This window comes from Pseudooceanicola batsensis HTCC2597 (assembly GCF_000152725.1).
GTDB lineage: Bacteria > Pseudomonadota > Alphaproteobacteria > Rhodobacterales > Rhodobacteraceae > Pseudooceanicola > Pseudooceanicola batsensis.
Genome location: NZ_CH724131.1, coordinates 2,345,933 through 2,367,087, shown reverse-complemented (window position 1 = coordinate 2,367,087; position 21,155 = coordinate 2,345,933). Strand labels below are relative to the sequence as shown.

The window sequence follows — 21,155 nt, the reverse complement described above, 5'->3', positions numbered from 1 at the left end:
GACGGCACGGCGAAGTGGCATCTCTGGCCCATGTCGTTGACCGAGATCACCTCCCGCATTGCGAAGGCCGCCGAGGGCGCCGGACGCGCGCCGTCGGACGTCACCCTGATCGCCGTCTCGAAGATGCAGCCCGACGAGAACGTGCGGTCGGTGCTGGAGGACGGGCACAGGACCTTCGGCGAGAATCGCGTGCAAGAGGCAGCCGGCAAGTGGCCGGCCTTCCGTGACGCCTTTGGCGATGTCGATCTGCATATCATCGGACCCCTTCAGACGAACAAGGCCCGTCAGGCGATGGAACTGGCGCAGTCCATCCATTCGGTGGATCGCCCCAAGCTGGCCCGGACGATCGCCCGGCTGGCGGACGACATCGGGTCCTGCCCCGATCTCTTCATTCAGGTGAACACCGGAGAAGAGCCGCAGAAGGCCGGGGTCCTGCCGGACGAGACGGATGGCTTCGTCTCGGAGGTGCGCGCTCTCGGTCTGCCGCTCAGGGGCCTGATGTGCATTCCTCCGGTCGAGGAGGCGCCGTCGCTGCACTTCGCGCTGCTGGCCAAGCTGGCCGCTCGGAACGGGCTGGAGGGGCTGTCGATGGGCATGAGCGGCGACTTCGAACAGGCCATCGCGCTCGGTGCCACGCATGTGCGCGTCGGTTCCGCGATTTTCGGGGCCCGCGCGACCGCCTGACCCCGGCTTCCGTTAGCGCTGTCACTCCTCTTTCTGGAACATTTTTTCCGGCCGCCGTGTTGTGACGACGATCCGCCCAAGTGGTGGAGTAAAACCATGTATATCGAAGGAGCGAGTAATGAACGTTCAGAGCAAGAACGCCGTGGAGGCTGAGCGACAGACGGCCGAAGATCTCTATCCGACCCGGCTTGCCGACGGCGAAATGATGACTCTGCGGAAGGACCCGGTCCTGTGGTCCGACTGGGATGAAAGCGCCCCGATCACCAAGTCCGAGGCCGAGCATTACGCCGAGAAGGGCTATCTCGTGCGCCGCGATCTCTTTTCGAAGGATGAGGTCGGCGTGATGATCGAAACCAGCCGCAAGCTGCGCGAGCAGGGGCAGCGCATCCGCGCCGAAGACCTGATCACCGAGCCCGAATCAGAGGCCGTGCGCACGATCTTCCGCCTCGAGGAGCATTCCGATCTGTTCGACCGCGTGGCGCGCGACGAACGCATGGCCGGACTGGCGCGGTTTCTCCTCGGCGACGATGTCTATATTCACCAGAGCCGCCTGAACTACAAACCCGGTTTCACCGGCAAGGAGTTTTACTGGCATTCCGATTTCGAGACGTGGCACGCCGAGGATGGCATGCCGCGCATGCGGGCGGTGTCGGCATCGCTGCTGCTGACGGACAATTCGGCGCTCAACGGACCTCTCATGCTGATCCCCGGATCGCACCTGACCTTCATCGGCACCCAGGGCGAAACGCCGGACGCAAACCACGAATCGAGCCTGAAGAAGCAGGAGATCGGGGTTCCCTCGCAAGAGACGCTCAAGCGGCTGGCGGCCGAGGCCGGGATCGACCACGTCGAAGGGCCGGCGGGCACCGTGATCTTCTTCGAATGCAACACGCTGCACGGCTCGAACGGCAATATCACGCCGGACCCGCGGTCGAACGCGTTCTTCGTCTACAACGCCGTGTCGAACGCCAGTGCCGAGCCGTTCGCCGCCAAGTCTCCGCGCCCGGACTACCTTGCCAACCGGGGAACGCCCAAGGCGATCCAGCCGGTGAAGGGTTCCTTCGGAGAAGCGTGACGCCAGGCTGAACCGGGTGCCGCCGTCGCCTCAGACAAGCAGCGGCGTGCCCGGCTCCGCCCATGCCGCCAGCCACCGGATGTGGGCGCGGGAGAAGGCGAGGCACCCTTCTGTCGGATACCCGGGACGCCGCCATTGATGCAGAAAGATGGCGGACCCGGCGCCGGGGACCGCCTCGGGCCAGTTCCAGTCCGTCAGAAGAACGACGTCGTACAGCGGATCGGCGCGCCGCAGACGTTCGTGGCTGGCCTCGTACGGCGCGGCGACGAGACGGTTGTAGGCTCGATGCGCCGGGTCGTCGGACCAGAGCATTCCCGGCAGGAGCGGCACGGCCCAGGGCGCGGGCGGCGCGATGCGGTCCGGGCGATAGAGACAGCCGACGATGCGGTGCAGGCCGCGCGGCGTCGCGCCGTCGCCCTCGCGTTTCTCCTCCGTCAGCCCGTTCCTGCCGTGGGTACATGGCAGGAGGTGGCGGCCGACGTTCAGTCCCGCCGGCGTCCAGCGGAAGATCACAGCAGATGGCCCGACTTCTTCGCCTTGGTGGCGAGGTAATGGGCGTTGTGCGGGTTCTCTCCGACCTTCAGCGGGACGCGCTCGGGCACGGCGATCCCGGCCCGCTCCATCATGGCGATCTTGTTGGGATTGTTGGTCAGCAGGCGGACCGCCGAGAAGCCCAGATCCTTGAGCAGTGCCGCGCCGAGGCGGAAGTCGCGCTCGTCGTCCTCGAAGCCGAGCCGGTGGTTGGCCTCGACCGTATCGAAACCCTGGTCCTGCAGGGAGTAGGCGCGCATCTTGTTGGCCAGCCCGATGCCGCGACCTTCCTGGTTCAGGTATAGAAGGATTCCGTTGCCCTCGGCGCCCATCTGGGCGAGCGCACCCCGAAGCTGCGGTCCGCAGTCGCATTTGAGCGATCCCAGCAGGTCGCCCGTGAAACAGGCCGAATGAAGCCGCGCGAGAACCGGTTTGTCGCGCGGGGGGCGGCCGATCTCGATGGCGTAATGTTCCTCGCCCCCGTCCTCTGGGCGAAAGACGTGCAGGCGGGCATTCTCGGCCGCGGCGAGGGGCACGCGGGCCGCGATGACCGGGTGCAGCGGACTTGCGGCATCGAGCACGGCGCGCGTCGCGCTCGCGTCGATTTCCGTCAAACCCGGCGGCGCCTCGGCGACCGCGAGGTTCAGCGCGGCGGGCAGCAGACGCGCGGATTTGAGAATTCGGAGGGACAGCCGGTCGAGATCCGCTTCGCCGTCGCGCAGAGCGACGAGAGGGCCCTTCATCGGCTGGCGCAGGTCATCGGCAGGATCGGCCACTGCGTTGAGCCATGTAAGGCCGGCATCCCGCGGCAGGACGATCCGCGCGAGATCCCCGTCGTAGGGACGCGCCTTGAGGGTCTCGGCGCGGCGGGCGGTGATGGCGAGATGCGGCTGCCCCTCGATCTCGGCCAGCGATTGAAGCCTCTCGGCGGAGAGGGTTTCGACCGCGAGAATCAGCACCAGCCGGTCGGCGTCGCGCAGCAGGACGGGCAGACCGATCCGCAGATCGGCCCGGGCTCGGGACAGACGCTCGTTCGCATCGGGGATCAACGACATACGGCCTCCTTCGTTCATGGAGGCAACTTAGCCTGTCGGATTGCAAAGTTGAAACATTACCCGCCGAGGGGACACGTCCGCGTGAGACCTCGGTAGCAATTCTTGTCGGCTGCGCCACGCACGCTCATGTGAACGCCACGGCACAATAATGCCGCTGAACCAAGGAGGGCCGATCATGGCACAGTTGAAACGCATTCTACTGGTGGACGACGACGACGATCTGCGCGAGGCGCTGAGCGAACAGCTGGTGATGACCGAAGACTTCGACGTCCTCGAGGCGGGAAGCGGCAACGACGCGATGCAGAAGGTCAAGGAAAGCCTGTTCGACCTGGTTATCCTGGACGTCGGGCTGCCCGATACGGACGGGCGCGAACTGTGCCGGCTGATGCGCAAGCAGGGGGTGAAGGCCCCGGTCATCATGCTGACGGGCCACAGCAGCGACGCGGACACCATTCTGGGGCTGGATGCCGGGGCGAACGACTATGTCGCCAAACCGTTCAAGTTCCCCGTGCTTCTGGCGCGCATCCGCGCACAGCTTCGTCAGCACGAGCAGAGCGAGGACGCGATGTTCCAGCTGGGACCGTATACCTTTCGCCCCAGCATGAAGTTGCTCATCACCGAGGACGAGAAGAAGATCCGCCTGACCGAGAAGGAGACGAACATCCTCAAGTTCCTCTACCGTTCTTCCGACGGCGTGGTTGCGCGGGATGTTCTTCTGCATGAAGTCTGGGGGTACAACGCCGGCGTCACGACGCACACGCTCGAGACGCATATCTACCGCCTGCGTCAGAAAATCGAGCCCGATCCGTCGAATGCCCGGCTTCTGGTCACGGAAAGCGGCGGTTATCGGCTGGTGGCATAATTGCCACAACTTTACGGAGAATCGAGGTAAGGAATTCCAGCCTTACTCTTGGCATATAAATGATGGTAACATGCATTTAGGTTCCCCATGGAACCACACCGCGCATATCCGGGTTTGATATGTACCTCCCTGTTGGACTTGCCCGGGCCCTAGTGCCCGGGTCTCTTTTTTCTGATCCGCCTTCCGTTCCGGCGCTGTTCATGGAACAGCTTGACCGCGGCCTTGGGTGGGACGGGAAGGGACATTGGACATCTGGATTCTGGCGCTTTCCCTCGGGGCGGCGGTGTTTCTGGCCCTCGGGCTTGTTCTGACGACATTCGGGCTGCGCACGCTGTCGCCGCTGGTCGGAGCATCGTTCAGCGTGCCGACCTCGTTCCTGCTGTTCGTTCTGATCGCTCCCGTTACGGTTGATTTCGGTTCGCTCGATACCACGGCAGTGGCGATTTTCGCCGCGGCGGGGCTGGTGTATCCGGCGGCTGTCTCCCTGTTGAATTTCGTCTCCAACCGGGCGCTCGGTCCCAACCTGACGGGCGGGCTGGGGAACCTCTCGCCGATCTTCGCCATCGGGCTGGCCATCGTCCTCCTCGGCGAAACGCCGTCGCCGATGCAGTGGCTCGGGATGGTCGCCGTCTGCGCGGGGCTTGTCATGCTGGCGCTGGACAGGTCCAGAAGCCTACCGGGCGCGCGGCTGTCGGTGCTCGCGCTGCCGTTGACGGGCGCGTTCCTGCGGGGGGCGGTTCAACCTGTGGTCAAGCTGGGGCTGCTGATCTGGCCTTCGGCCTTCGCCGCCGCGCTGATCGGGTATCTCGTTTCATCCCTGGTGGTCTGGGCGGCACGGCTGACCATGGGCCAGCGCACGCCGCCCGGCGCGCGGGCCGGAATCGGGTGGTTCATGGTCATCGGATTATGCAACGGGACCGCGCTGGTGATGCTCTACGCGGCGCTCGGGCTGGGCGAGGTGGCGCAGGTCTCGCCTATCGTGGCGATCTATCCGCTGATCACGATCGGGCTGAACCGCGTCGTTCATGGCGACCGGAGCATGGGCGGCCGGGGCATCGCCGGCAGCCTCGCCTCGGTGGGCGGGGTGGTCGCGGTGCTGCTGGGTTGACCTACTGCAGGTCGGCGAAAGCCTTCTGCATGCGGTCCACCGCCTCGACGACGCGGGCGCGCTGAGTCGCGAGGTTGAAGCGCTGGAACGTCTCGCCGCCCGCCCCGAAAGTCTCGCCCTGGTTCACGGCAATGCGCGCATCCTCGAGGATCCGGCGCTGCACTTCGGTTCCGGTCATGCCGGTATCCGCAAAGTCCACCCAGGCGAGGTAGGTGCCTTCGAGCGGCATCGACTTTAGCCCCGGAATGGCGGCCATGCCTTCGTCGAAGATGCGGCGATTGCCGTCGATGTACTCCATCAGCGCATCGACCCAGGCCGCGCCCTCCGGCGAATAGGCGGCGGCGACCATGTGCTTGCCGAAGGCGTTCGGAGATATTCCGAGCGCGCTCATCCGCGTCTCGAAGCGGCGGCGCAAGTCGGGATCGGAGATGATCACGTTCCCGGTGTGCATGCCGGCGAGGTTGAAGGTCTTGGTCGCCGCACTCATCATGACGAGCCGTTCCGCGGCGCCGGGAATGAGGGACATCGGGATGTGCCGTTCTCCGGGCAGCACGAGGTCATGATGGATCTCGTCCGAGACGACGATCAGGTCGTGTCGACGGGCAAAGTCGATCACGCCGGTCAGTTCCTCGCGCGTCCATACGCGTCCGCCGGGATTGTGCGGCGAGCAGAGAACGAGGATCTTCTCGTTTCCGGTCATCATCCCGTCGTAGGCGTCGAAATCGAGCGTGTACTTCGCGCCGTCGCGCGACATCGGGCATTCCACGATCTCGCGGCCCGCCGCGCGGATCACGCGGAAGAAGGCATGGTAGATCGGGGTGAACATCACCACGCCGTCGCCCGGTTCCGTGAAGGCTTCGATACAGAGGCCCGTGCCGTTGACGAGACCGTGGGTCGAGAAGATGTGACCGGGATCGACCTCCCAGCCGTGGCGTGTCTTCATCCACCAGGTGATCGCGTCGAGATAGGCGGTGTCGTCGCCGAAATACCCGAAGACCCCGTGATCGACGTAATGCCGCACGCTGTCCGTGACGGCCTGCGGCGGGCGGAAGTCCATGTCCGCCACCCACATGGGGATGCCGTCGTCGGAGGAAACGCCGCAGAACGCCTCCATCTTGTCCCATTTGGCGGAGTGGGTGCCGCGGCGCTCGATGATCTGGTCGAAGTCAGGGGTCGTCATGGTCGGTCCTTGATTGCTGCGCGCGAGGCTAGCGATTGAGCGGCGAAGAGCAAGCCGGAGCAGGCCATGGCCGATTGTGCAAAAATTGACAGCCCGGCAGGAGATTGCGCCACGCAAAGGCTTCGCTTAAATCAGGCGCATGATCAGACCCATACTCATCCACCCGGATCCGCGCCTGAAGAAGGTCGCCGAGCCGGTCGCAGATATCACCGACGAACTGCGGACGACGGCGGACGACATGCTGGAGACCATGTACGACGCGCCGGGCATCGGGCTGGCCGGTCCGCAGATCGGTCTGATGGCACGTCTGATCGTTCTCGATTGCGTGAAAGAGGAGACGCTTCCCCCCCGACCCCTGGTGATGTTCAATCCGCGGGTTGTCGCCTCGTCCGACGAAAAGTCGGTGTACGAAGAGGGATGCCTGTCGATTCCCGATCAGTATGCCGAAGTGGAGCGGCCCGCCGAGGTGACGGTGGAATGGCTGGATCGCGACGGGGTCCTGCAGGAGGAAAGTTTCGACGGGCTCTGGGCGACCTGCGTCCAGCACGAGATCGACCACCTGAACGGCAAGCTCTTCATCGACTACATCAGCCCCATCAAGCGGCAGATGATCACGCGCAAGATGCAGAAGCTGAAACGCGAGCGGGCGAGGGCCTGAGCGCGTGGCGGTGCGGCCGATCCTGCGCTGGCCCGATCGGCGGCTGCGGGCCGCCGCCGCGGATGTCGTGGATGTGACGGATGCCGTGCGTGCGACCTGGGCCGACATGATCGACACGATGGAGGCGATGCCCGGCGTGGGGCTTGCGGCGGTCCAGATCGGGGTGATGCAGCGTCTTGCCGTCGTGGATGCCTCGGGCGAGCGGGGGCAGGCGGTGCGGATGGCCAATCCCGAGGTGCTGCACGCCAGCGTGGAACCGCGGGATCACGAAGAGGCCTCGCCCTGCCTTCCGGGCGTCTCGGCCAGGATCACGCGGCCCCGGGCGGTCACGGTGCGGTTCCTAAACGCCGAGGGCGCGGTGGAGGAGCGGGACTTCGTCGGCCTCTGGGCGACCTCGGTGCAGCACCAGATCGACCACCTCGCGGGGCGGATGTATTTCGACCGGCTGAGCAAGGTGAAGCGCGACATGCTGCTGCGCCGGGCGCGCAAGGCCGGGCCGTGAGGGGCGGGTTTGAGCAGGTGAGCGGGCAGGTCCGCGGGCGTTCCGGGGTAACAGGGTCTAGGATGAAAGGTGGGGCGGGATGCGCGTGATCTTCATGGGAACGCCGGAGTTCTCGGTACCGGTGCTCGAGGCGCTGGTGGCGGCGGGGCACGAGATCGTGCGGGTCTACTGCCAGCCGCCGCGGCCAGCGGGGCGCGGCAAGAGGGACCGGCCGACGCCGGTGCATGCGCGGGCGCTGGAGATGGGGCTCGACGTGCGGCATCCGGTGTCGTTGAAGGGGGCCGAGGCGCAGGCGGATTTCGCCGCGCTCGAGGCGGACGTGGCGGTGGTGGTGGCCTACGGGCTCATCCTGCCGCAGGCGATCCTCGACGCGCCCCGGCACGGCTGCGTGAACATTCATGCCTCGCTTCTGCCGCGCTGGCGCGGGGCGGCGCCGATCCACCGGGCGATCATGGCCGGCGACGCGGAAACGGGCGTCTGCATCATGCAGATGGAGGCCGGGCTGGATACCGGGCCGGTGCTGCTGCGCGAGGCGCTCCCGATCGGGCCCGAGGAGACGACCGGGGAACTTCACGACCGGCTTTCGGCGCTCGGCGCGCGGCTTATCGTGACCGCGCTCGACCGGCTGGACAACCTGACGCCGCAGCCTCAACCCGAAGAGGGCGTGACCTATGCCGACAAGATCGACAAGGCGGAGGCGCGGATCGACTGGACCCGGCCGGCCACCGAAACGGACCGGCAGATCCGGGGATTGTCGCCGTTTCCCGGGGCCTGGAGCGAACTCGAGGGGGAGCGGCTCAAGATTCTCCGCTCGCGACCGGGCCGAGGGTCGGGCGACCCCGGCGAGGTGCTGGATGACGAATTGACCGTGGCCTGCGGAGAGGGCGCGGTGCAGCTTCTGCGCTTGCAGCGGGCGGGCAAGGGGGCGCAGGATGCGCAGGAATTCCTGCGCGGGCGGCCGGTCGCCAGGGGCGCGCGGTTCTAGGAGGCGGAGATGTTTCCCACTCTCATCGGGACGGTCGTGATTGCCGGCATCGTCGGATATGTTTCCGAACGGACGGGGTTCACCCGGAACGGTTATGTGCCATCGGTCGTGATCTGCGTCGGCGGGGCTTTCCTGTTCTATTTCGTCGGGCTGATGTTCGGCCTCCGGCTGGTGTCGCCGGGGGTCGATGCTATCCTGGCCTCGCTCGGTGCGCTGCTGATCGTGCCGACCCGGTACAGGCGGAAATAGGAGGCGGCGATGAATGTCATCTGGCTACTGATCGTGGGCGCTGCGGCGGGATTCCTGGCGACGCGCATGATGCGGATCGAGGCCTCGGTCCCGGCCACCATCGCGATCGGCATGGGCGGGGCGCTGATCGGCGGGCTGGTGCTGCGGGCCCTGCTTTCGGTTATGGGGCTTCTGGCCGGGCTGGTGGGGGCCGTTCTGGGCGCGCTGCTGCTGATCTGGCTGTGGCAGACCTACGGGCCGAAATAGGCCGCGCCGCCGTTATTTGAACGGGGCCATGCCGGCGCGGGCCAGTTCGTCGGCGCGCTCGTTCTCGGGGTGGCCGGCGTGGCCCTTGACCCATTGCCAGGTGACATCGTGGCGGGCCTGCGCCTCGTCGAGGCGCTGCCAGAGGTCGGCGTTCTTGACCGGCTTTTTCGCCGCGGTCTTCCAGCCGTTGCGCTTCCAGCCGTGGATCCAGCCGGTCACGCCGTTCTTCACATAGGCGCTGTCGGTGACGATGGTGATGGCCGTGGACCGCCCAAGCGCCTCGAGCGCATTGATCGCGGCGAGCAGTTCCATCCGGTTGTTGGTGGTTGCCGCTTCGCCGCCCTTGAGGTCGCGCTCTTTCAGCACGGTTTCCCCGTCCTTCGCCTGAAGCAGGACGCCCCAGCCTCCGGGGCCGGGATTGCCGGAGCAGGCTCCGTCGGTATAGGCGAAATAGTCAGGCATGGGCGGTGACGAGACACCACGGATCGACCGTCCCCGCAAGACCTTTTCCCTTGCCTTCGGCGCAGCCCGTGACCGTGAACCCCGCGTGGGCGAGATGGCCCAGCAACTCTTCGGGCCGATAGTAGGTATAGAAACGGCCGAGCGTGTCGCGGGCCTCGCCCTCTCCGGTCTTCATGCCGAGGTGCAGCAGCCCCCGTGGCCGGAGCGCGCGGTGCAGCCGGGCGAGGTGGCCGGGAAACGTTGCCCGTGGCGCGTGGAGGAGCGAGAAGTTGGCCCAGATGCCATCGTAGCGGTCCCGGGCGGTAATGTCCCCGAACCGCGCCTGGCGGGCGGGCAGGCCCCGCGCGCGGGCGAGGGCGACCATCTCGGCAGAGGCGTCGACGGGATCGGGCGACAGCCCGGCTTCGGCCATGCCGGCGGCGGCGTGACCCGGCCCGCACCCCAGATCGAGAACTCGCGCGCCGGAGGGCAGCGCGGCAATGAAGCTGCGCAGGGCTGTCACCTCGCCGATGTCGGCGGTCATCGCGGCATAGTCGCCGGCCCTGCCGTCATAGGCGGCGATCGTTCGCGCGTCGCTCATCCGACGCGCGCGGCGAAGGTGCCGCAGTAGAGGCAGACGAGAACGCCGATCGTCAGCATGGTCCGCAGCGGCTGCCACCACTCCGGAGCGAGCCTGGCCCGAAGGTAGAGCTGTTCGATCAGACCGAGCAGAAGAAAACCGACCATCAGTTTCAGGAGCTGCTGAAGCTCGGTTCCCGTGTTGAAGAAAGCCCAGAGTGCCGGGACGACCGAGAGGACGTAATAGAGCGGCATCTCGCTGCGGGTGGCAAAGCCCCAGAGGACGCCCGACATGAACGACAGGATTACCGTGCCGTAGGCGATGAGAAGCGCCGGCCCGTTCTGCAGGCTGACCAGAGGGTGATCCGCGGTCGCGAGGAACCCCACAGGGGATGTGTCGCCGAGGCTGACGATCGCGCCGGCGACGAAGGGCAGCAGCCCCGCGAGGCCGAGCAACAGGGGCGCGCGGGGGATCTGCCGGATCACGCGGGTTCCCGCAGCACGCGGGGGACCTTGAACTCGACGTTCTCCTGCGCGGTTTCGACCTCTTCGACGGTGACATCGTAACGGGCGCGCAGGGCGTCGATCACCTCGTTCACGAGAACCTCGGGGGCCGAGGCGCCCGCGGTGATGCCGATGGCGCTGATGCCCTCCAGCGCGCGCCAGTCGATGTCAGTGGCGCGCTGGACAAGCTGCGCATAGCTGCAGCCGTTATTGGCGGCGACTTCGACAAGGCGGCGGGAGTTCGAGGAATTGGGCGCGCCGACCACCAGCATGGCGTCGATCCTGCCGGCCATCGCCTTGACGGCGGCCTGCCGGTTCGTCGTGGCGTAGCAGATGTCTTCCTTGTGCGGGCCGATGATGGCGGGGAAGCGGTCCTGAAGCGTGGCGACGATCCCCTTGGTGTCATCGACCGACAGGGTCGTCTGGGTGACGAAGGCGAGACGGTCGGGATCGCGCACCTCGAGGGTGGCGACATCCGCCTCGGTCTCGACCAGCAGGACCTCGCCTGCCGGAAGCTGCCCCATGGTGCCGATGGTCTCGGGGTGGCCCGCATGGCCGATCATCACGATCTGCAGGCCGTTCTCATGGTGCCGTTCGGCCTCGATATGTACCTTCGAGACCAGCGGGCACGTGGCGTCGACGTACACCATCTCGCGGCGCGCGGCCTCGGCGGGCACGGCCTTGGGGACGCCGTGGGCCGAGAAGATGACCGGCCGGTCGCCGGGGCATTCGTCGAGTTCCTCGACAAAGACGGCGCCCTGGTCGCGCAGCGCATCGACCACGAACTTGTTGTGGACGATCTCGTGGCGCACGTAGACCGGCGCGCCCCATTTCTGCAGCGCCATCTCGACGATCTTGATCGCACGATCGACGCCGGCGCAGAAGCCGCGCGGCGCGGCGAGGTAGAGGGTGAGGGGCGGCTGGGTCATCGCGGTCTCCTTCCCGCCAGACCTAAGACCTGCGGGCCGGCGCGTCCAGTTGGTCGGCGGAAAGAGTTTTCGGTTGGTCGGGCGCAGCTCTTTGGGCCGGACAGTCGCGCCCGGAGAGAGCTGATCGCCCCCGGTCGGACCGGCGCAGCGGCCGGCTTCGACAGGGGGCGAGGCAGGCGTCAGCCGTTCGAGGCCGTTTCCCGTTCACGCTCGTTCTGCGTTTCGCGCGGGGGGCGACCGATGACATCGCGCAGGTCGTCGAGCTCGATGAAGTTGTCGGCCTGGCGGCGCAGTTCGTCGGCGATCATCGGCGGCTGGCTGCGGATCGTCGACACGACGGAGACCCGGACCCCCTGACGTTGCAGACTTTCCACGAGCGGGCGGAAATCGCCGTCGCCGGAGAAGAGGACGATGTGATCGACGCGCGGCGCGAGCTCCATGGCATCGACCGTCAGTTCGATGTCCATGTTGCCCTTGACCTTGCGACGGCCCTGGCTGTCGGTGTATTCCTTGGCTGGCTTGGTCACCATGGTAAAACCGTTGTAATGCAACCAGTCCACCAAGGGCCTTATGGGCGAGTATTCATCGTTTTCTAGAAGTGCCGTGTAGTAGAAAGCGCGCAGCAATTTTCCCCGCCGCATGAACTCCTGCCGCAGCAACTTGTAGTCAATGTCAAAGCCCAGAGCCTTCGCGGCGGCGTAAAGGTTTGACCCGTCGATGAACAGCGCCAGCCGTTCGTCTTTGTAGAACATCCAATACCTTTCGAAATTTGCGCCCGGGTCCGTGAGTGAGTTAAATGCATTGGGCGCAATGTGCTGCGACAATAGGCTCAAACGGATTATGTATCAAGAAGTTGAACCTGTCCAAAAGAATAGGAAATGTGGCATATGACGCACAGGTACCTTGTGGCGATCGGTGGAAACCTGCCGATGGACGGGGCGAGCGTCGGCGAAAACATGCAATCTGCGATTGCGGAGGTCGGTCGCCGAACCGTCCGAATCGTCGCCGTTTCGCGTCTGTTCCGCTCGCCCGCCTTTCCGCCTGGCTCCGGCCCCGACTTCGTGAACGGGGCTTTTGCTCTCGAGGACGATCGCCCGCCGGAGGAAATACTTTCGTTATTGCATGACGTTGAGCGTTCGCACGGGCGCGAGCGGCGCGTCAGGTGGGGGCCGCGCACGCTGGATCTCGATCTGATTGCCGCCGGCGCCTACGTGGTGCCGGATGTCGCGACATGGCGTCACTGGCAGACCCTGCCACAGGCGAGGCAGAGTACCGAATCTCCTGCCTCCCTGATTTTGCCACACCCGCGTTTGCAGGACCGCGCCTTCGTTCTGGTTCCGCTGATGGACATCGCGCCGGACTGGCGGCACCCCGTCACCGGGCTGACGGTAGCGGAAATGCACGCAGAATTGACCGGAGAGGCACGCGGATCGGTGGTTCCCCTCCCAGATCCGGCTTGTCAATAAGGGACGCGGCGCGTATGTAGCCCACTCACCCCCGCCCTATCCGGAGTGCCCCATGGCCCGTGTGACCGTTGAAGATTGCGTTGACAAAGTCCCGAACCGTTTCGAGCTGGTGATGCTCGCCGCACATCGCGCGCGTGAGATCTCGGCCGGAGCCCAGATCACGGTGGACCGCGACAACGACAAGAACCCGGTGGTCAGCCTGCGCGAGATCGCGGACGAGACCCAGTCGGCCGATGAACTTCGGGAACGTCTGATCGAGGCGAACCAGAACCAGATCGAGGTCGACGAGCCGGAAGAGGACAGCATGGCGCTTCTGATGGGGTCGGAAACCGCCGACAAGCCCGCCGAAGACGACATGAGCGAAGAAAAGCTGCTGCGCGCGCTCATGGAGGCGCAGGGCGGCCAGGGCTGAAGATGACCGGAAAGGCGCGACCAAGTGGACCTGAAGCCTGCCGATCATCTGGTCACGCTGGTTCGCGCCTATAATCCACGGACGAACGAAGCGCTCATCCGTGACGCCTATGACTTCGGGCGCGACATGCACGAGGGGCAGTTCCGCAAATCCGGAGAGCCCTACTTTTCCCATCCGCTGGAAGTCGCCTGCATCCTGGCCGAACAGCATCTGGATGACGCTACGATCGTGACCGCGCTGCTGCACGACACGATCGAGGATACCAAGGCCTCGTATCAGATCGTCAGCGACCGCTTCGGACCCGAGATCGCCGACCTGGTCAACGGCGTGACCAAGCTGACCAACCTGCAGCTGACCTCGACCGAGACCCGGCAGGCCGAAAACTTCCGCAAGCTCTTCATGGCCATGTCGCGCGACTTGCGCGTGCTTCTGGTCAAGCTGGCCGACCGGCTTCACAACATGCGCACGATCAAGTCGATGCGCCAGGAGAAGCAGGTCCAGAAGGCGCGCGAGACGATGGACATCTTCGCGCCCCTCGCGGGGCGCATGGGGATGCAATGGATGCGGGAAGAACTCGAGGACCTGGCCTTCAAGGTGCTCAATCCCGACGCGCGGAATTCGATCATGCGCCGGTACGTGGTGCTTCAGCAGGAAGCCGGGGACGTGATCCAGCGCATCACCGGCGACATGAAGACCGAACTGGAAAAGGCGGATCTCGTTGCCGAAGTCAGCGGCCGGGCGAAGCGCCCCTATTCCATATGGCGCAAGATGGAGGAGAAAGAGCAGAGCTTTTCCCGTCTGTCTGACATCTATGGCTTTCGCATCATCACCGCATCCGAGGATCACTGTTACCGGGTGCTGGGGGTGATCCACCGGCGGTGGCGGTCCATTCCCGGCCGGTTCAAGGACTACATCTCGCAGCCGAAATCGAACGGCTACCGGTCGATCCACACAACGGTATCGGGTCGCGACGGCAAGCGGGTGGAGGTGCAGATCCGCACCCGCGAAATGAACGAGGTGGCCGAGTCGGGCGTCGCGGCGCACTGGTCCTATCGGGATGGCGTGCCGGCGGAAAACCCCTTTGCGGTCGATCCCGCCCGCTGGATCGCGTCGCTTTCGGAGCAATTCGGGAGCGAGGACGATCACGAGGATTTCCTCGAGGCGGTGAAGCTCGAGATGTATTCGGACAAGGTCTTCTGCTTCACGCCCAAGGGCGACGTGGTCAAGCTGCCCAAGGGCGCCACGCCGATCGATTTCGCCTATGCGATTCACACCCGCATCGGCTCGGCCTGTGTCGGTGCCAAGATCGACGGGATGCGTGTGCCGCTTTGGACCCGGATCAAGAACGGGCAGTCGGTCGAGATCATCACCGCCGAGGGGCAGGAGCCGCAGGCGACCTGGCTGGACATCGCGACCACCGGCAAGGCCAAGACCGCGATCCGCCGGGCCCTGCGCGAGGTCGACCGCGAACGCTTTATCCGGCTGGGGGCGGAACTTGCCCGGTCGGCCTTCGAGCACATCGGCAAGAAGGCGACCGACAAGGCGCTGGACAAGGCTGCCGAAAAACTGCGGCTGATCGGACGGGACGAGCTGCTGGCGCGGCTCGGCTCGGCCGAACTGAGGGCGAGCCAGGTGGTTCAGGTGCTCTATCCGAAACTCGTGCCGGACGATGGCGAGGGGATCGGCCAGGACCGCGCCGTGATCGGCCTGTCCCCGGGTCAGAAGTTCGAGCGCGCGCCCTGTTGCCAGCCACTTCCCGGGGAGCGCATCGTCGGGATCACCTGGAAGGGGCGGGGCGTGGTCGTGCACGCGATCGACTGTCCGGTTCTGGGCGACTACGAGGATCAGCCGGACCGCTGGCTCGATCTGCACTGGCACGCCGGCAAGCATGCCGCCGTCAACCCGGTGACCTTCGCCGTGACGCTGGGCAACGATGCCGGTGTCCTGGGGCGAATTTGCACATTGATCGGCGAGCAGAAGGCCAATATCTCGGACCTCAAGTTCGTTGACAAGAAACCAGATTTCTACCGCGTTCTTGTTGATGTGGAATTGCGCGACGCAGAGCATCTGCACAACGTGACCTCGGCGCTGGAGGCCGAGTCCGATGTGGCGGCCCTGTCGCGGTATCGCAACCCGTCGGCGGCCCGGCCTCCCGTGGCTCCTCCGGCAGAGATGGGAGAGACCGTTGGTCTTCAAACGTCGGGATAGACGTCCTCTCTGGCAAATGGCTGTCGAATTCTTCTGGCCGCGTGGCGGCTGGGGTCGGGCCTTCCACTATGTCAAGCACCGCATGCGGCGGCTTCCCGACACGCCCGAGAAGATCGCCCGGGGCATCTTTGCCGGCATCGTCACGATCTTCACGCCGTTCTACGGTCTGCATTTCCTCACGGCGGCGATCCTGGCGACCATCACCCGGGGGAACATCCTGGCCGCGCTGCTGGCGACCTTCGTCGGCAATCCCCTGACCTACGTGCCGATCGGGCTGATCTCGGTCCAGACCGGCTATTTCCTTCTGGGGCGTCCTCTCGGCTCGCATGGCGACGGCGAGAACTTCGTCAAGAAGTTCATCCTCGCGGCCGAGGACCTCAGGGACAACGTGATCGCGCTCTTTACGAACCAGGACGCCGATTGGACGGCGCTCGGTGTGTTCTACCACGACATCTTCTACCCCTACATGATCGGTGGCATTATCCCCGGACTCATCGGCGGGATCGTGGGGTACTATGTCTCGGTCCCCTTGATCCGCGCCTACCAGGCACGCCGGCGCGGCGCGCTGAAGACCAAGCTGGCTGCGATGAGGGCGAAGGCGGATGCCAAGAGGATGAAGAACGGGAACGGAGAGGGCAAATCGCGGGAGAGGAAGATATGAGCGAACCAGCGCTGCGGCTCGGGGTGAACATCGACCATGTCGCTACGGTCCGGAACGCCCGCGGCGGAGCCTATCCGGACCCCCTCCGCGCGGCGAAACTGGCCCAGGAGGCCGGGGCCGACGGCATCACCGCGCATCTGCGCGAAGACCGGCGGCATATCTCGGACGCGGATATCGAGGGGCTGATGGCGACCCTGTCCCTGCCGCTCAACTTCGAGATGGCGGCCACGGACGAGATGCAGGCCATCGCGCTGCGGCACCGGCCACATGCCGTCTGCATCGTGCCGGAGCGGCGCGAAGAGCGGACGACCGAGGGCGGGCTGGAGGTCGCGCGCGAAGAGAACAGGCTGGCACATTTTATCGCGCCGCTGCGCGAGGCAGGGTGCCGCGTCTCGATATTCATCGCGGCGGACAGCAAGCAGATCGAGGCCGCGCACAGGATCGGCGCGCAGGTGATCGAGCTTCACACCGGCGCCTATTGCGATGCCCATGCCGAGGAACGGTTCGAGGAACGCGACGCGGAGCTGGCGCGGCTGACCGAGATGGCGACATTCGCGCATTCGCTCGGGCTCGAGGTCCACGCAGGACACGGGCTGACCTATGACACGGTGCAGCCCGTCGCGGCCCTGCCCGAGGTGCGGGAGCTGAACATCGGCCATTTCCTGGTCGGCGAGGCGATCTTCCGGGGGCTCGATCCGGCCATCCGCGAGATGCGGCGCCTGATGGACGACGCGCGCGCTGCGTGATCCCACGTGTTCCGCGGCGGGGCGCCGGAGGCCGAGGGAAGCGGACTGTCTGACCATTGACAGGCGGTGGCGTCACCGGATGGCAAGCCGCTGACAAGGCGGCGGAAAGCAGGTAGTGAGGGGAAGATCTCAACGGAAACGGGCCGCCCCGCATGATCCTTGGAATTGGTACCGATCTGGCGAATATCGACCGGATCCAGGGCACGCTCGACCGGTTCGGCGATCGGTTCCGCAACCGCGTCTTCACCGAGACCGAGCAGCGCAAGGCCGAGCGTCGGGCCGATGTCGCCGGGACCTATGCCAAGAGATGGGCTGCCAAGGAGGCCTGTTCCAAGGCGCTCGGCACCGGGTTGCGCATGGGCATCGCCTGGAAGGACATGGCCGTCAGCAACCTGCGCACCGGGCAGCCTATCATGCATGTCACGGGCTGGGCCGCCGAGCGGCTCGCCGCGATGACCCCGCCGGGACACGAGGCGATCATCCATGTCACGCTGACCGACGACCACCCCTGGGCACAGGCCTTCGTGGTGATCGAGGCCCTGCCGGTGGCAGGCGCGTCGCCTGATTGACGACTGTGTGGCCCCACGGGACCGGCGGCCCCGCGCTCCAATTCGTGAACTGCCGCCGACCCGCCGGCTGCAAACTTGACACCCCGTGGATGGGGCCGCATGTACCGTCGGAGCGCCGAGCAGAAGGACATCCGCAATGGCTGACGACAACCAGAGCTTCCTGGGAGCGGTCTGGGAAACCATCAAGACGATCTTCTGGGCGCTGGTCATTGCGGGCATCTTCCGCACGCTCTTTTTCCAGCCGTTCTGGATCCCCTCTTCATCGATGAAGGATACGCTGCTGGTCGGCGATTTCCTCTTCGTCAACAAGATGGCCTACGGCTACTCCCATGCCTCCTGCCCGAACATCAAGCTGGCCCGGTTCGGCGTCGATATCGACGCGGCCGACATCTGCGGCTTTCTCGATGGCGACAACACCCGCGTTCTGGGCAGCGAGCCGGAGCGCGGCGACGTGGTCGTCTTCCGGCACCCGGTGACGCATCAGGACTATATCAAGCGGGTGGTGGGGCTGCCCGGCGACACGGTGCAGATGAAGGACGGCATTCTCCACCTCAACGGCGAGGCGGTGACCGTCGAGGATGGCGGCACCTTCACCGAGGTCAAGGAACCGCAGGGCCCCGAGGGGCGCTATCCCCGCTGCTCCAACGATCCCGTCGGAGAGGGCGGCTCGTGCGCGAAACAGCGCCAGATCGAGACTCTGCCGAACGGCGTGCAGCATTCGATGCTGAATATCCGCGACGGGCTCGATCTGGACGACACCAAGATCTTCACCGTGCCCGAGGGCGAATATTTCTTCGTGGGAGACAATCGCGACAACTCGACCGACAGTCGGGTGGCGCAGACCTCCTTCGGCGTGGGCTTCGTAGCCTACGAGAACCTGATCGGCCGGGCCGACCGGATCATGTTCTCGTCCGGCGGACGGTCGATGCTCTTTTTCTGGACCTGGCGCGGCGACCGGTATTTCAAATCCATCGATTGAGGGGCGTATTGAAGCTTTCGGCGGACCTTCAGGCATTTTCCTCGCGCATCGGGCATGACTTCCGGCGACCCGAGCTGCTGGTGCAGTCGGTGACCCATTCGTCGGTGTCTTCGCCGACGCGGGACGACAACCAGCGGTTGGAGTTTCTGGGGGACCGGGTTCTCGGCCTGGTCATGGCCGAGGCGCTGCTGGCCTCGGACCGGGCGGCCAGCGAAGGGCAGCTGGCGCCGCGTTTCAACGCCCTGGTGCGCAAGGAAGCCTGCGCCGATGTCGCGCGCGAGGTGGGTCTCGGTGCGGTTCTCAAACTGGGGCGGTCCGAGCAGCTCTCCGGCGGGCGGCGCAAACAGGCCCTCCTGGGCGACGCCATGGAAGCGGTCATCGCCGCGGTCTACCTGGACGGGGGCTTCGCGGCCGCCAGGGACATGATCCTGCGCCTCTGGGGCGCGCGTGTGGCGCAGGTGGATGTCGATGCGCGCGACGCCAAGACCGCGCTTCAGGAATGGGCGCAGGGCCGGGGACTGCCGCCGCCGTCCTATATCGAGGTCGCGCGCGAGGGGCCGGACCACGCGCCCGAGTTCCGGATCGAGGCGCGGCTGGTCACGGGAGAGACCGCGCAGGCGAGCGCGGGGTCGAAACGGGCCGCAGAACAGGCCGCGGCCAAGGCATTGCTCGGGGAGGTGACAGGCTGATGCGCATCGTGAGCTTGAACGCATGGGGCGGGCGCCTCTTCGAGGAGATGGTGGCCTGGATCGCCGAGGTGCAGCCGGATATCCTGTGTCTGCAGGAAACGGTCTTTGCGCCGGGCAGTCCGTCGGCCTGGCTGGACTACCGCGACGGCGACACGGTGCTGCCGCAGCGGGCGGACGTGCTGCGCGATGTCTCGCGCGCCCTGCCGGATCATGGCATGAGCTTCTGTCCGGCCGCCTGCGGGAACCTCTGGCTGGGCAATCGCGAGGTGCCCAGCCTCTGGGGGCTGGCGACCTTCCTGCATCCCGATCTCATGATCGTTGGCCAGTCGCAGGGGTTCGTGCACGGCGCCTTCAGCCCCGACGGCTTCGGCGACCACCCCAGGTCGCGCACGGCCCACGTCGTCCGTGTCTGGCACCCGGACGAGGGCGGAATCACGGTCGGGCACATGCATGGCCTGCGCGATCCGAACGGCAAGATGGACACGCCGGTGCGCGGCGAACAGGCCCGCAAGTTCGCGACCATGGTGCAGAGCGTGCTGCAGCCGGGAGACCCGGTGGTGGCCTGCGGTGATTTCAACGTGCTGCCGGGCTCCGAGACCTTCCGGGTGATGGCCCGGGTCGCGCCCTACAACCTCGTGACGCAGCGGGGGTTCGATGGCACGCGCACCTCGCATTACGAAAAGCCCGAGAGGTGGGCGGACTACATGCTGGTCAATGGGCCGCTGAAGGACGCCGCCTTCGACGTCATCCGCACGCCGGAAATTTCTGACCACTGTCCGCTGGTGCTCGACACCGTCTGAACGCGCGGCGCCCCGGTCCCGAAGAGAGTTCCCGGGGAAGGTCCGCCCCTTAGGCCAAAGCCGTCGCTTGGTGCTGGCACTGGGGGCCGCCGTGCAGTATGAGGCCGGGATGCATCACAAGGTGAACCCATGACCACCCGCGCCGGATTCGTCGCCCTGATCGGAGAGCCCAATGCGGGCAAGTCCACCCTGACCAATCGCATGGTCGGGGCGAAAGTGTCGATCGTCACGCACAAGGTGCAGACCACCCGGGCGCGGATCCGGGGGGTCGCCATCGAGGGCGACAGCCAGATCGTCTTCGTCGACACGCCGGGGCTGTTCCAGCCCAGGCGCCGGCTCGACCGGGCGATGGTCGCCGCCGCCTGGAGCGGCGTGGCGGATGCCGATCTCACCGTGCTCCTAGTCGAGGCGCACCGGGGCGTGACCCCGGGGGTCGAGAAGATCCTCGAGACGTTGCAGCAGATGGCCAAGGGGCGGCGCGTCGCGCTGGCGATCAACAAGATCGACCGGGTCGAGGCGAAGCAGTTGCTGGACCTGACGGAGAGGCTGAACGCGGCCTATCCGTTCGAGAAGACCTTCATGATTTCCGCCGAAAAGGGTCATGGCGTCCAGGATTTGAAGGAATGGCTTGCCGCCGAAATGCCGGAAAGCCCCTGGCTCTATCCCGAGGATCAGATTGCCGACCTGCCGCTGCGCATGATCGCGGCCGAGATGACGCGCGAGAAGCTGACCCTGCGCCTGCATCAGGAACTGCCCTATCAGCTGACCGTCGAAACGGAGAGCTGGGAGGAACGCAAGGACGGCTCGGCCCGGATCGATCAGCTGATCTATGTCGCGCGGGACGGGCACAAGGGGATCGTGCTCGGCAACAAGGGCGAGACGATCAAGGCCGTGAGCAAGGCGGCGCGCGAAGAGCTGGAAGAGTTTCTCGGGCGGCGCGTGCACCTGTTCCTGCAAGTGAAGGTGCGCCAGAACTGGCTGGACGAGGCCGAGCGATATTCGGAAATGGGGCTCGACTTCCGCGACGGGAACTGAGC

At 65.8% G+C, this 21,155-nt stretch carries 27 protein-coding genes; 19 read left to right on the top strand and 8 right to left on the bottom strand.

Annotated features, from left to right (window positions below; all coding sequences use genetic code 11):
* Nucleotides 1–30 precede the first annotated feature (30 nt).
* Nucleotides 31–684: a YggS family pyridoxal phosphate-dependent enzyme gene (locus tag OB2597_RS15395; RefSeq protein ID WP_040609847.1), complete on the top strand. Its 654-nt coding sequence runs from the start codon at nt 31–33 to the stop codon at nt 682–684.
* Nucleotides 685–802: 118 nt separating this feature from the next.
* Nucleotides 803–1,759, top strand: coding sequence for an ectoine hydroxylase (thpD, locus tag OB2597_RS15390; protein WP_009806523.1), 957 nt, complete (start codon nt 803–805; stop codon nt 1,757–1,759).
* A 30-nt stretch (nt 1,760–1,789) separates the two neighbouring features.
* Here thpD and OB2597_RS15385 read toward each other — a convergent pair whose 3' ends face one another.
* Together OB2597_RS15385 and ribA are read right to left on the bottom strand one after the other, a co-directional pair.
* Nucleotides 1,790–2,272, bottom strand: a complete 483-nt coding sequence (locus OB2597_RS15385) for a L,D-transpeptidase family protein (RefSeq protein ID WP_009806522.1) — start codon at nt 2,270–2,272, stop codon at nt 1,790–1,792.
* Entirely contained in the window at nt 2,269–3,345 is a 1,077-nt protein-coding gene (gene ribA / locus OB2597_RS15380) for a GTP cyclohydrolase II (RefSeq protein WP_009806521.1), read from the bottom strand. The genes OB2597_RS15385 and ribA overlap by 4 nt, the downstream gene beginning before the upstream one ends.
* Nucleotides 3,346–3,520: 175 nt before the next feature.
* Here ribA and OB2597_RS15375 point away from each other — a divergent pair, with 175 nt between their 5' ends.
* Together OB2597_RS15375 and OB2597_RS15370 are read left to right on the top strand one after the other, a co-directional pair.
* Nucleotides 3,521–4,207, top strand: coding sequence for a response regulator transcription factor (locus OB2597_RS15375; protein ID WP_009806520.1), 687 nt, complete (start codon nt 3,521–3,523; stop codon nt 4,205–4,207).
* 244 nt (nt 4,208–4,451) lie between these two features.
* On the top strand, nt 4,452–5,315 hold the full coding sequence (locus tag OB2597_RS15370) for a DMT family transporter (protein ID WP_009806519.1): 864 nt from the start codon (nt 4,452–4,454) through the stop codon (nt 5,313–5,315).
* Between the two features lies 1 nt (nt 5,316).
* Here the strand turns inward: OB2597_RS15370 and OB2597_RS15365 are convergent, their stop codons facing one another.
* Nucleotides 5,317–6,495 (bottom strand): MalY/PatB family protein, encoded by a 1,179-nt coding sequence (locus tag OB2597_RS15365; RefSeq protein WP_009806518.1) that lies wholly within the window; start codon nt 6,493–6,495, stop codon nt 5,317–5,319.
* A gap of 139 nt (nt 6,496–6,634) precedes the next feature.
* Between OB2597_RS15365 and def (OB2597_RS15360) the strand changes: the two genes are divergently transcribed.
* The 5 genes from def (OB2597_RS15360) (at nt 6,635) to OB2597_RS15340 (ending at nt 9,135) form a co-directional block, all read left to right on the top strand.
* On the top strand, nt 6,635–7,153 hold the full coding sequence (gene def, locus OB2597_RS15360) for a peptide deformylase (protein ID WP_009806517.1): 519 nt from the start codon (nt 6,635–6,637) through the stop codon (nt 7,151–7,153).
* 4 nt (nt 7,154–7,157) lie between these two features.
* Nucleotides 7,158–7,655, top strand: coding sequence for a peptide deformylase (gene def / locus OB2597_RS15355; protein ID WP_009806516.1), 498 nt, complete (start codon nt 7,158–7,160; stop codon nt 7,653–7,655).
* 79 nt (nt 7,656–7,734) lie between these two features.
* Nucleotides 7,735–8,640: a methionyl-tRNA formyltransferase gene (fmt, locus tag OB2597_RS15350; protein ID WP_009806515.1), complete on the top strand. Its 906-nt coding sequence runs from the start codon at nt 7,735–7,737 to the stop codon at nt 8,638–8,640.
* A 9-nt stretch (nt 8,641–8,649) separates the two neighbouring features.
* Complete coding sequence (locus OB2597_RS15345) at nt 8,650–8,889, top strand: hypothetical protein (RefSeq protein ID WP_009806514.1); 240 nt, start codon at nt 8,650–8,652, stop codon at nt 8,887–8,889.
* Between the two features lie 9 nt (nt 8,890–8,898).
* Complete coding sequence (locus tag OB2597_RS15340) at nt 8,899–9,135, top strand: GlsB/YeaQ/YmgE family stress response membrane protein (protein WP_009806513.1); 237 nt, start codon at nt 8,899–8,901, stop codon at nt 9,133–9,135.
* Nucleotides 9,136–9,147: 12 nt separating this feature from the next.
* On the opposite strand, the gene rnhA is transcribed toward OB2597_RS15340, so the two are convergent.
* The 5 genes from rnhA to OB2597_RS15315 all read right to left on the bottom strand — a co-directional run bounded on the left by rnhA (nt 9,148) and on the right by OB2597_RS15315 (nt 12,340).
* Nucleotides 9,148–9,597, bottom strand: coding sequence for a ribonuclease HI (gene rnhA, locus OB2597_RS15335; protein ID WP_009806512.1), 450 nt, complete (start codon nt 9,595–9,597; stop codon nt 9,148–9,150).
* Entirely contained in the window at nt 9,590–10,177 is a 588-nt protein-coding gene (locus tag OB2597_RS15330) for a class I SAM-dependent DNA methyltransferase (protein WP_009806511.1), read from the bottom strand. The genes rnhA and OB2597_RS15330 overlap by 8 nt, the downstream gene beginning before the upstream one ends.
* Complete coding sequence (locus OB2597_RS15325) at nt 10,174–10,641, bottom strand: DUF3429 domain-containing protein (protein WP_009806510.1); 468 nt, start codon at nt 10,639–10,641, stop codon at nt 10,174–10,176. Before OB2597_RS15325 ends, OB2597_RS15330 begins: the two co-directional genes overlap by 4 nt.
* Nucleotides 10,638–11,588 carry a 4-hydroxy-3-methylbut-2-enyl diphosphate reductase gene (gene ispH / locus OB2597_RS15320; RefSeq protein ID WP_009806509.1) on the bottom strand — a complete coding sequence of 317 codons (951 nt, stop codon included), beginning with the start codon at nt 11,586–11,588 and terminating at the stop codon, nt 10,638–10,640. The genes OB2597_RS15325 and ispH overlap by 4 nt, the downstream gene beginning before the upstream one ends.
* A gap of 179 nt (nt 11,589–11,767) precedes the next feature.
* Nucleotides 11,768–12,340, bottom strand: coding sequence for a LabA-like NYN domain-containing protein (locus OB2597_RS15315; RefSeq protein WP_009806508.1), 573 nt, complete (start codon nt 12,338–12,340; stop codon nt 11,768–11,770).
* 135 nt (nt 12,341–12,475) lie between these two features.
* Here OB2597_RS15315 and folK point away from each other — a divergent pair, with 135 nt between their 5' ends.
* From folK to era, 10 genes are all read left to right on the top strand, one after another.
* Nucleotides 12,476–13,054, top strand: a complete 579-nt coding sequence (folK, locus tag OB2597_RS15310) for a 2-amino-4-hydroxy-6-hydroxymethyldihydropteridine diphosphokinase (RefSeq protein ID WP_238529726.1) — start codon at nt 12,476–12,478, stop codon at nt 13,052–13,054.
* A 52-nt stretch (nt 13,055–13,106) separates the two neighbouring features.
* Nucleotides 13,107–13,466, top strand: coding sequence for a DNA-directed RNA polymerase subunit omega (gene rpoZ / locus OB2597_RS15305; protein WP_009806506.1), 360 nt, complete (start codon nt 13,107–13,109; stop codon nt 13,464–13,466).
* A gap of 24 nt (nt 13,467–13,490) precedes the next feature.
* Nucleotides 13,491–15,674 (top strand): RelA/SpoT family protein, encoded by a 2,184-nt coding sequence (locus OB2597_RS15300; protein WP_009806505.1) that lies wholly within the window; start codon nt 13,491–13,493, stop codon nt 15,672–15,674.
* Nucleotides 15,652–16,335: a DUF2062 domain-containing protein gene (locus tag OB2597_RS15295; RefSeq protein ID WP_040609389.1), complete on the top strand. Its 684-nt coding sequence runs from the start codon at nt 15,652–15,654 to the stop codon at nt 16,333–16,335. Before OB2597_RS15300 ends, OB2597_RS15295 begins: the two co-directional genes overlap by 23 nt.
* Nucleotides 16,332–17,081 (top strand): pyridoxine 5'-phosphate synthase, encoded by a 750-nt coding sequence (locus OB2597_RS15290; protein WP_009806503.1) that lies wholly within the window; start codon nt 16,332–16,334, stop codon nt 17,079–17,081. Before OB2597_RS15295 ends, OB2597_RS15290 begins: the two co-directional genes overlap by 4 nt.
* Nucleotides 17,082–17,233: 152 nt before the next feature.
* Nucleotides 17,234–17,650 carry a holo-ACP synthase gene (acpS, locus tag OB2597_RS15285; RefSeq protein ID WP_009806502.1) on the top strand — a complete coding sequence of 139 codons (417 nt, stop codon included), beginning with the start codon at nt 17,234–17,236 and terminating at the stop codon, nt 17,648–17,650.
* A gap of 136 nt (nt 17,651–17,786) precedes the next feature.
* Entirely contained in the window at nt 17,787–18,629 is an 843-nt protein-coding gene (lepB, locus tag OB2597_RS15280) for a signal peptidase I (protein WP_009806501.1), read from the top strand.
* Nucleotides 18,630–18,637: 8 nt separating this feature from the next.
* Nucleotides 18,638–19,318 (top strand): ribonuclease III, encoded by a 681-nt coding sequence (rnc, locus tag OB2597_RS15275; RefSeq protein ID WP_009806500.1) that lies wholly within the window; start codon nt 18,638–18,640, stop codon nt 19,316–19,318.
* On the top strand, nt 19,318–20,118 hold the full coding sequence (locus OB2597_RS15270) for an endonuclease/exonuclease/phosphatase family protein (protein WP_009806499.1): 801 nt from the start codon (nt 19,318–19,320) through the stop codon (nt 20,116–20,118). The genes rnc and OB2597_RS15270 overlap by 1 nt, the downstream gene beginning before the upstream one ends.
* Before the next feature lie 129 nt (nt 20,119–20,247).
* Nucleotides 20,248–21,153: a GTPase Era gene (era, locus tag OB2597_RS15265; protein ID WP_009806498.1), complete on the top strand. Its 906-nt coding sequence runs from the start codon at nt 20,248–20,250 to the stop codon at nt 21,151–21,153.
* The last annotated feature ends 2 nt before the right edge of the window (nt 21,154–21,155 follow it).

Coding starts and splice junctions, on each gene's coding strand:
- OB2597_RS15395 (WP_040609847.1), top strand. CDS start 31: ATGTCGTTGACCGAGATCACCTCCCGCATTGCGAAGGCCGCCGAGGGC.
- thpD (WP_009806523.1), top strand. CDS start 803: ATGAACGTTCAGAGCAAGAACGCCGTGGAGGCTGAGCGACAGACGGCC.
- ribA (WP_009806521.1), bottom strand. CDS start 3,345: ATGTCGTTGATCCCCGATGCGAACGAGCGTCTGTCCCGAGCCCGGGCC.
- OB2597_RS15375 (WP_009806520.1), top strand. CDS start 3,521: ATGGCACAGTTGAAACGCATTCTACTGGTGGACGACGACGACGATCTG.
- OB2597_RS15365 (WP_009806518.1), bottom strand. CDS start 6,495: ATGACGACCCCTGACTTCGACCAGATCATCGAGCGCCGCGGCACCCAC.
- def (WP_009806517.1), top strand. CDS start 6,635: ATGATCAGACCCATACTCATCCACCCGGATCCGCGCCTGAAGAAGGTC.
- fmt (WP_009806515.1), top strand. CDS start 7,735: ATGCGCGTGATCTTCATGGGAACGCCGGAGTTCTCGGTACCGGTGCTC.
- OB2597_RS15345 (WP_009806514.1), top strand. CDS start 8,650: ATGTTTCCCACTCTCATCGGGACGGTCGTGATTGCCGGCATCGTCGGA.
- OB2597_RS15340 (WP_009806513.1), top strand. CDS start 8,899: ATGAATGTCATCTGGCTACTGATCGTGGGCGCTGCGGCGGGATTCCTG.
- rnhA (WP_009806512.1), bottom strand. CDS start 9,597: ATGCCTGACTATTTCGCCTATACCGACGGAGCCTGCTCCGGCAATCCC.
- OB2597_RS15330 (WP_009806511.1), bottom strand. CDS start 10,177: ATGAGCGACGCGCGAACGATCGCCGCCTATGACGGCAGGGCCGGCGAC.
- ispH (WP_009806509.1), bottom strand. CDS start 11,588: ATGACCCAGCCGCCCCTCACCCTCTACCTCGCCGCGCCGCGCGGCTTC.
- OB2597_RS15315 (WP_009806508.1), bottom strand. CDS start 12,340: ATGTTCTACAAAGACGAACGGCTGGCGCTGTTCATCGACGGGTCAAAC.
- folK (WP_238529726.1), top strand. CDS start 12,476: ATGACGCACAGGTACCTTGTGGCGATCGGTGGAAACCTGCCGATGGAC.
- rpoZ (WP_009806506.1), top strand. CDS start 13,107: ATGGCCCGTGTGACCGTTGAAGATTGCGTTGACAAAGTCCCGAACCGT.
- OB2597_RS15290 (WP_009806503.1), top strand. CDS start 16,332: ATGAGCGAACCAGCGCTGCGGCTCGGGGTGAACATCGACCATGTCGCT.
- acpS (WP_009806502.1), top strand. CDS start 17,234: ATGATCCTTGGAATTGGTACCGATCTGGCGAATATCGACCGGATCCAG.
- lepB (WP_009806501.1), top strand. CDS start 17,787: ATGGCTGACGACAACCAGAGCTTCCTGGGAGCGGTCTGGGAAACCATC.
- OB2597_RS15270 (WP_009806499.1), top strand. CDS start 19,318: ATGCGCATCGTGAGCTTGAACGCATGGGGCGGGCGCCTCTTCGAGGAG.
- era (WP_009806498.1), top strand. CDS start 20,248: ATGACCACCCGCGCCGGATTCGTCGCCCTGATCGGAGAGCCCAATGCG.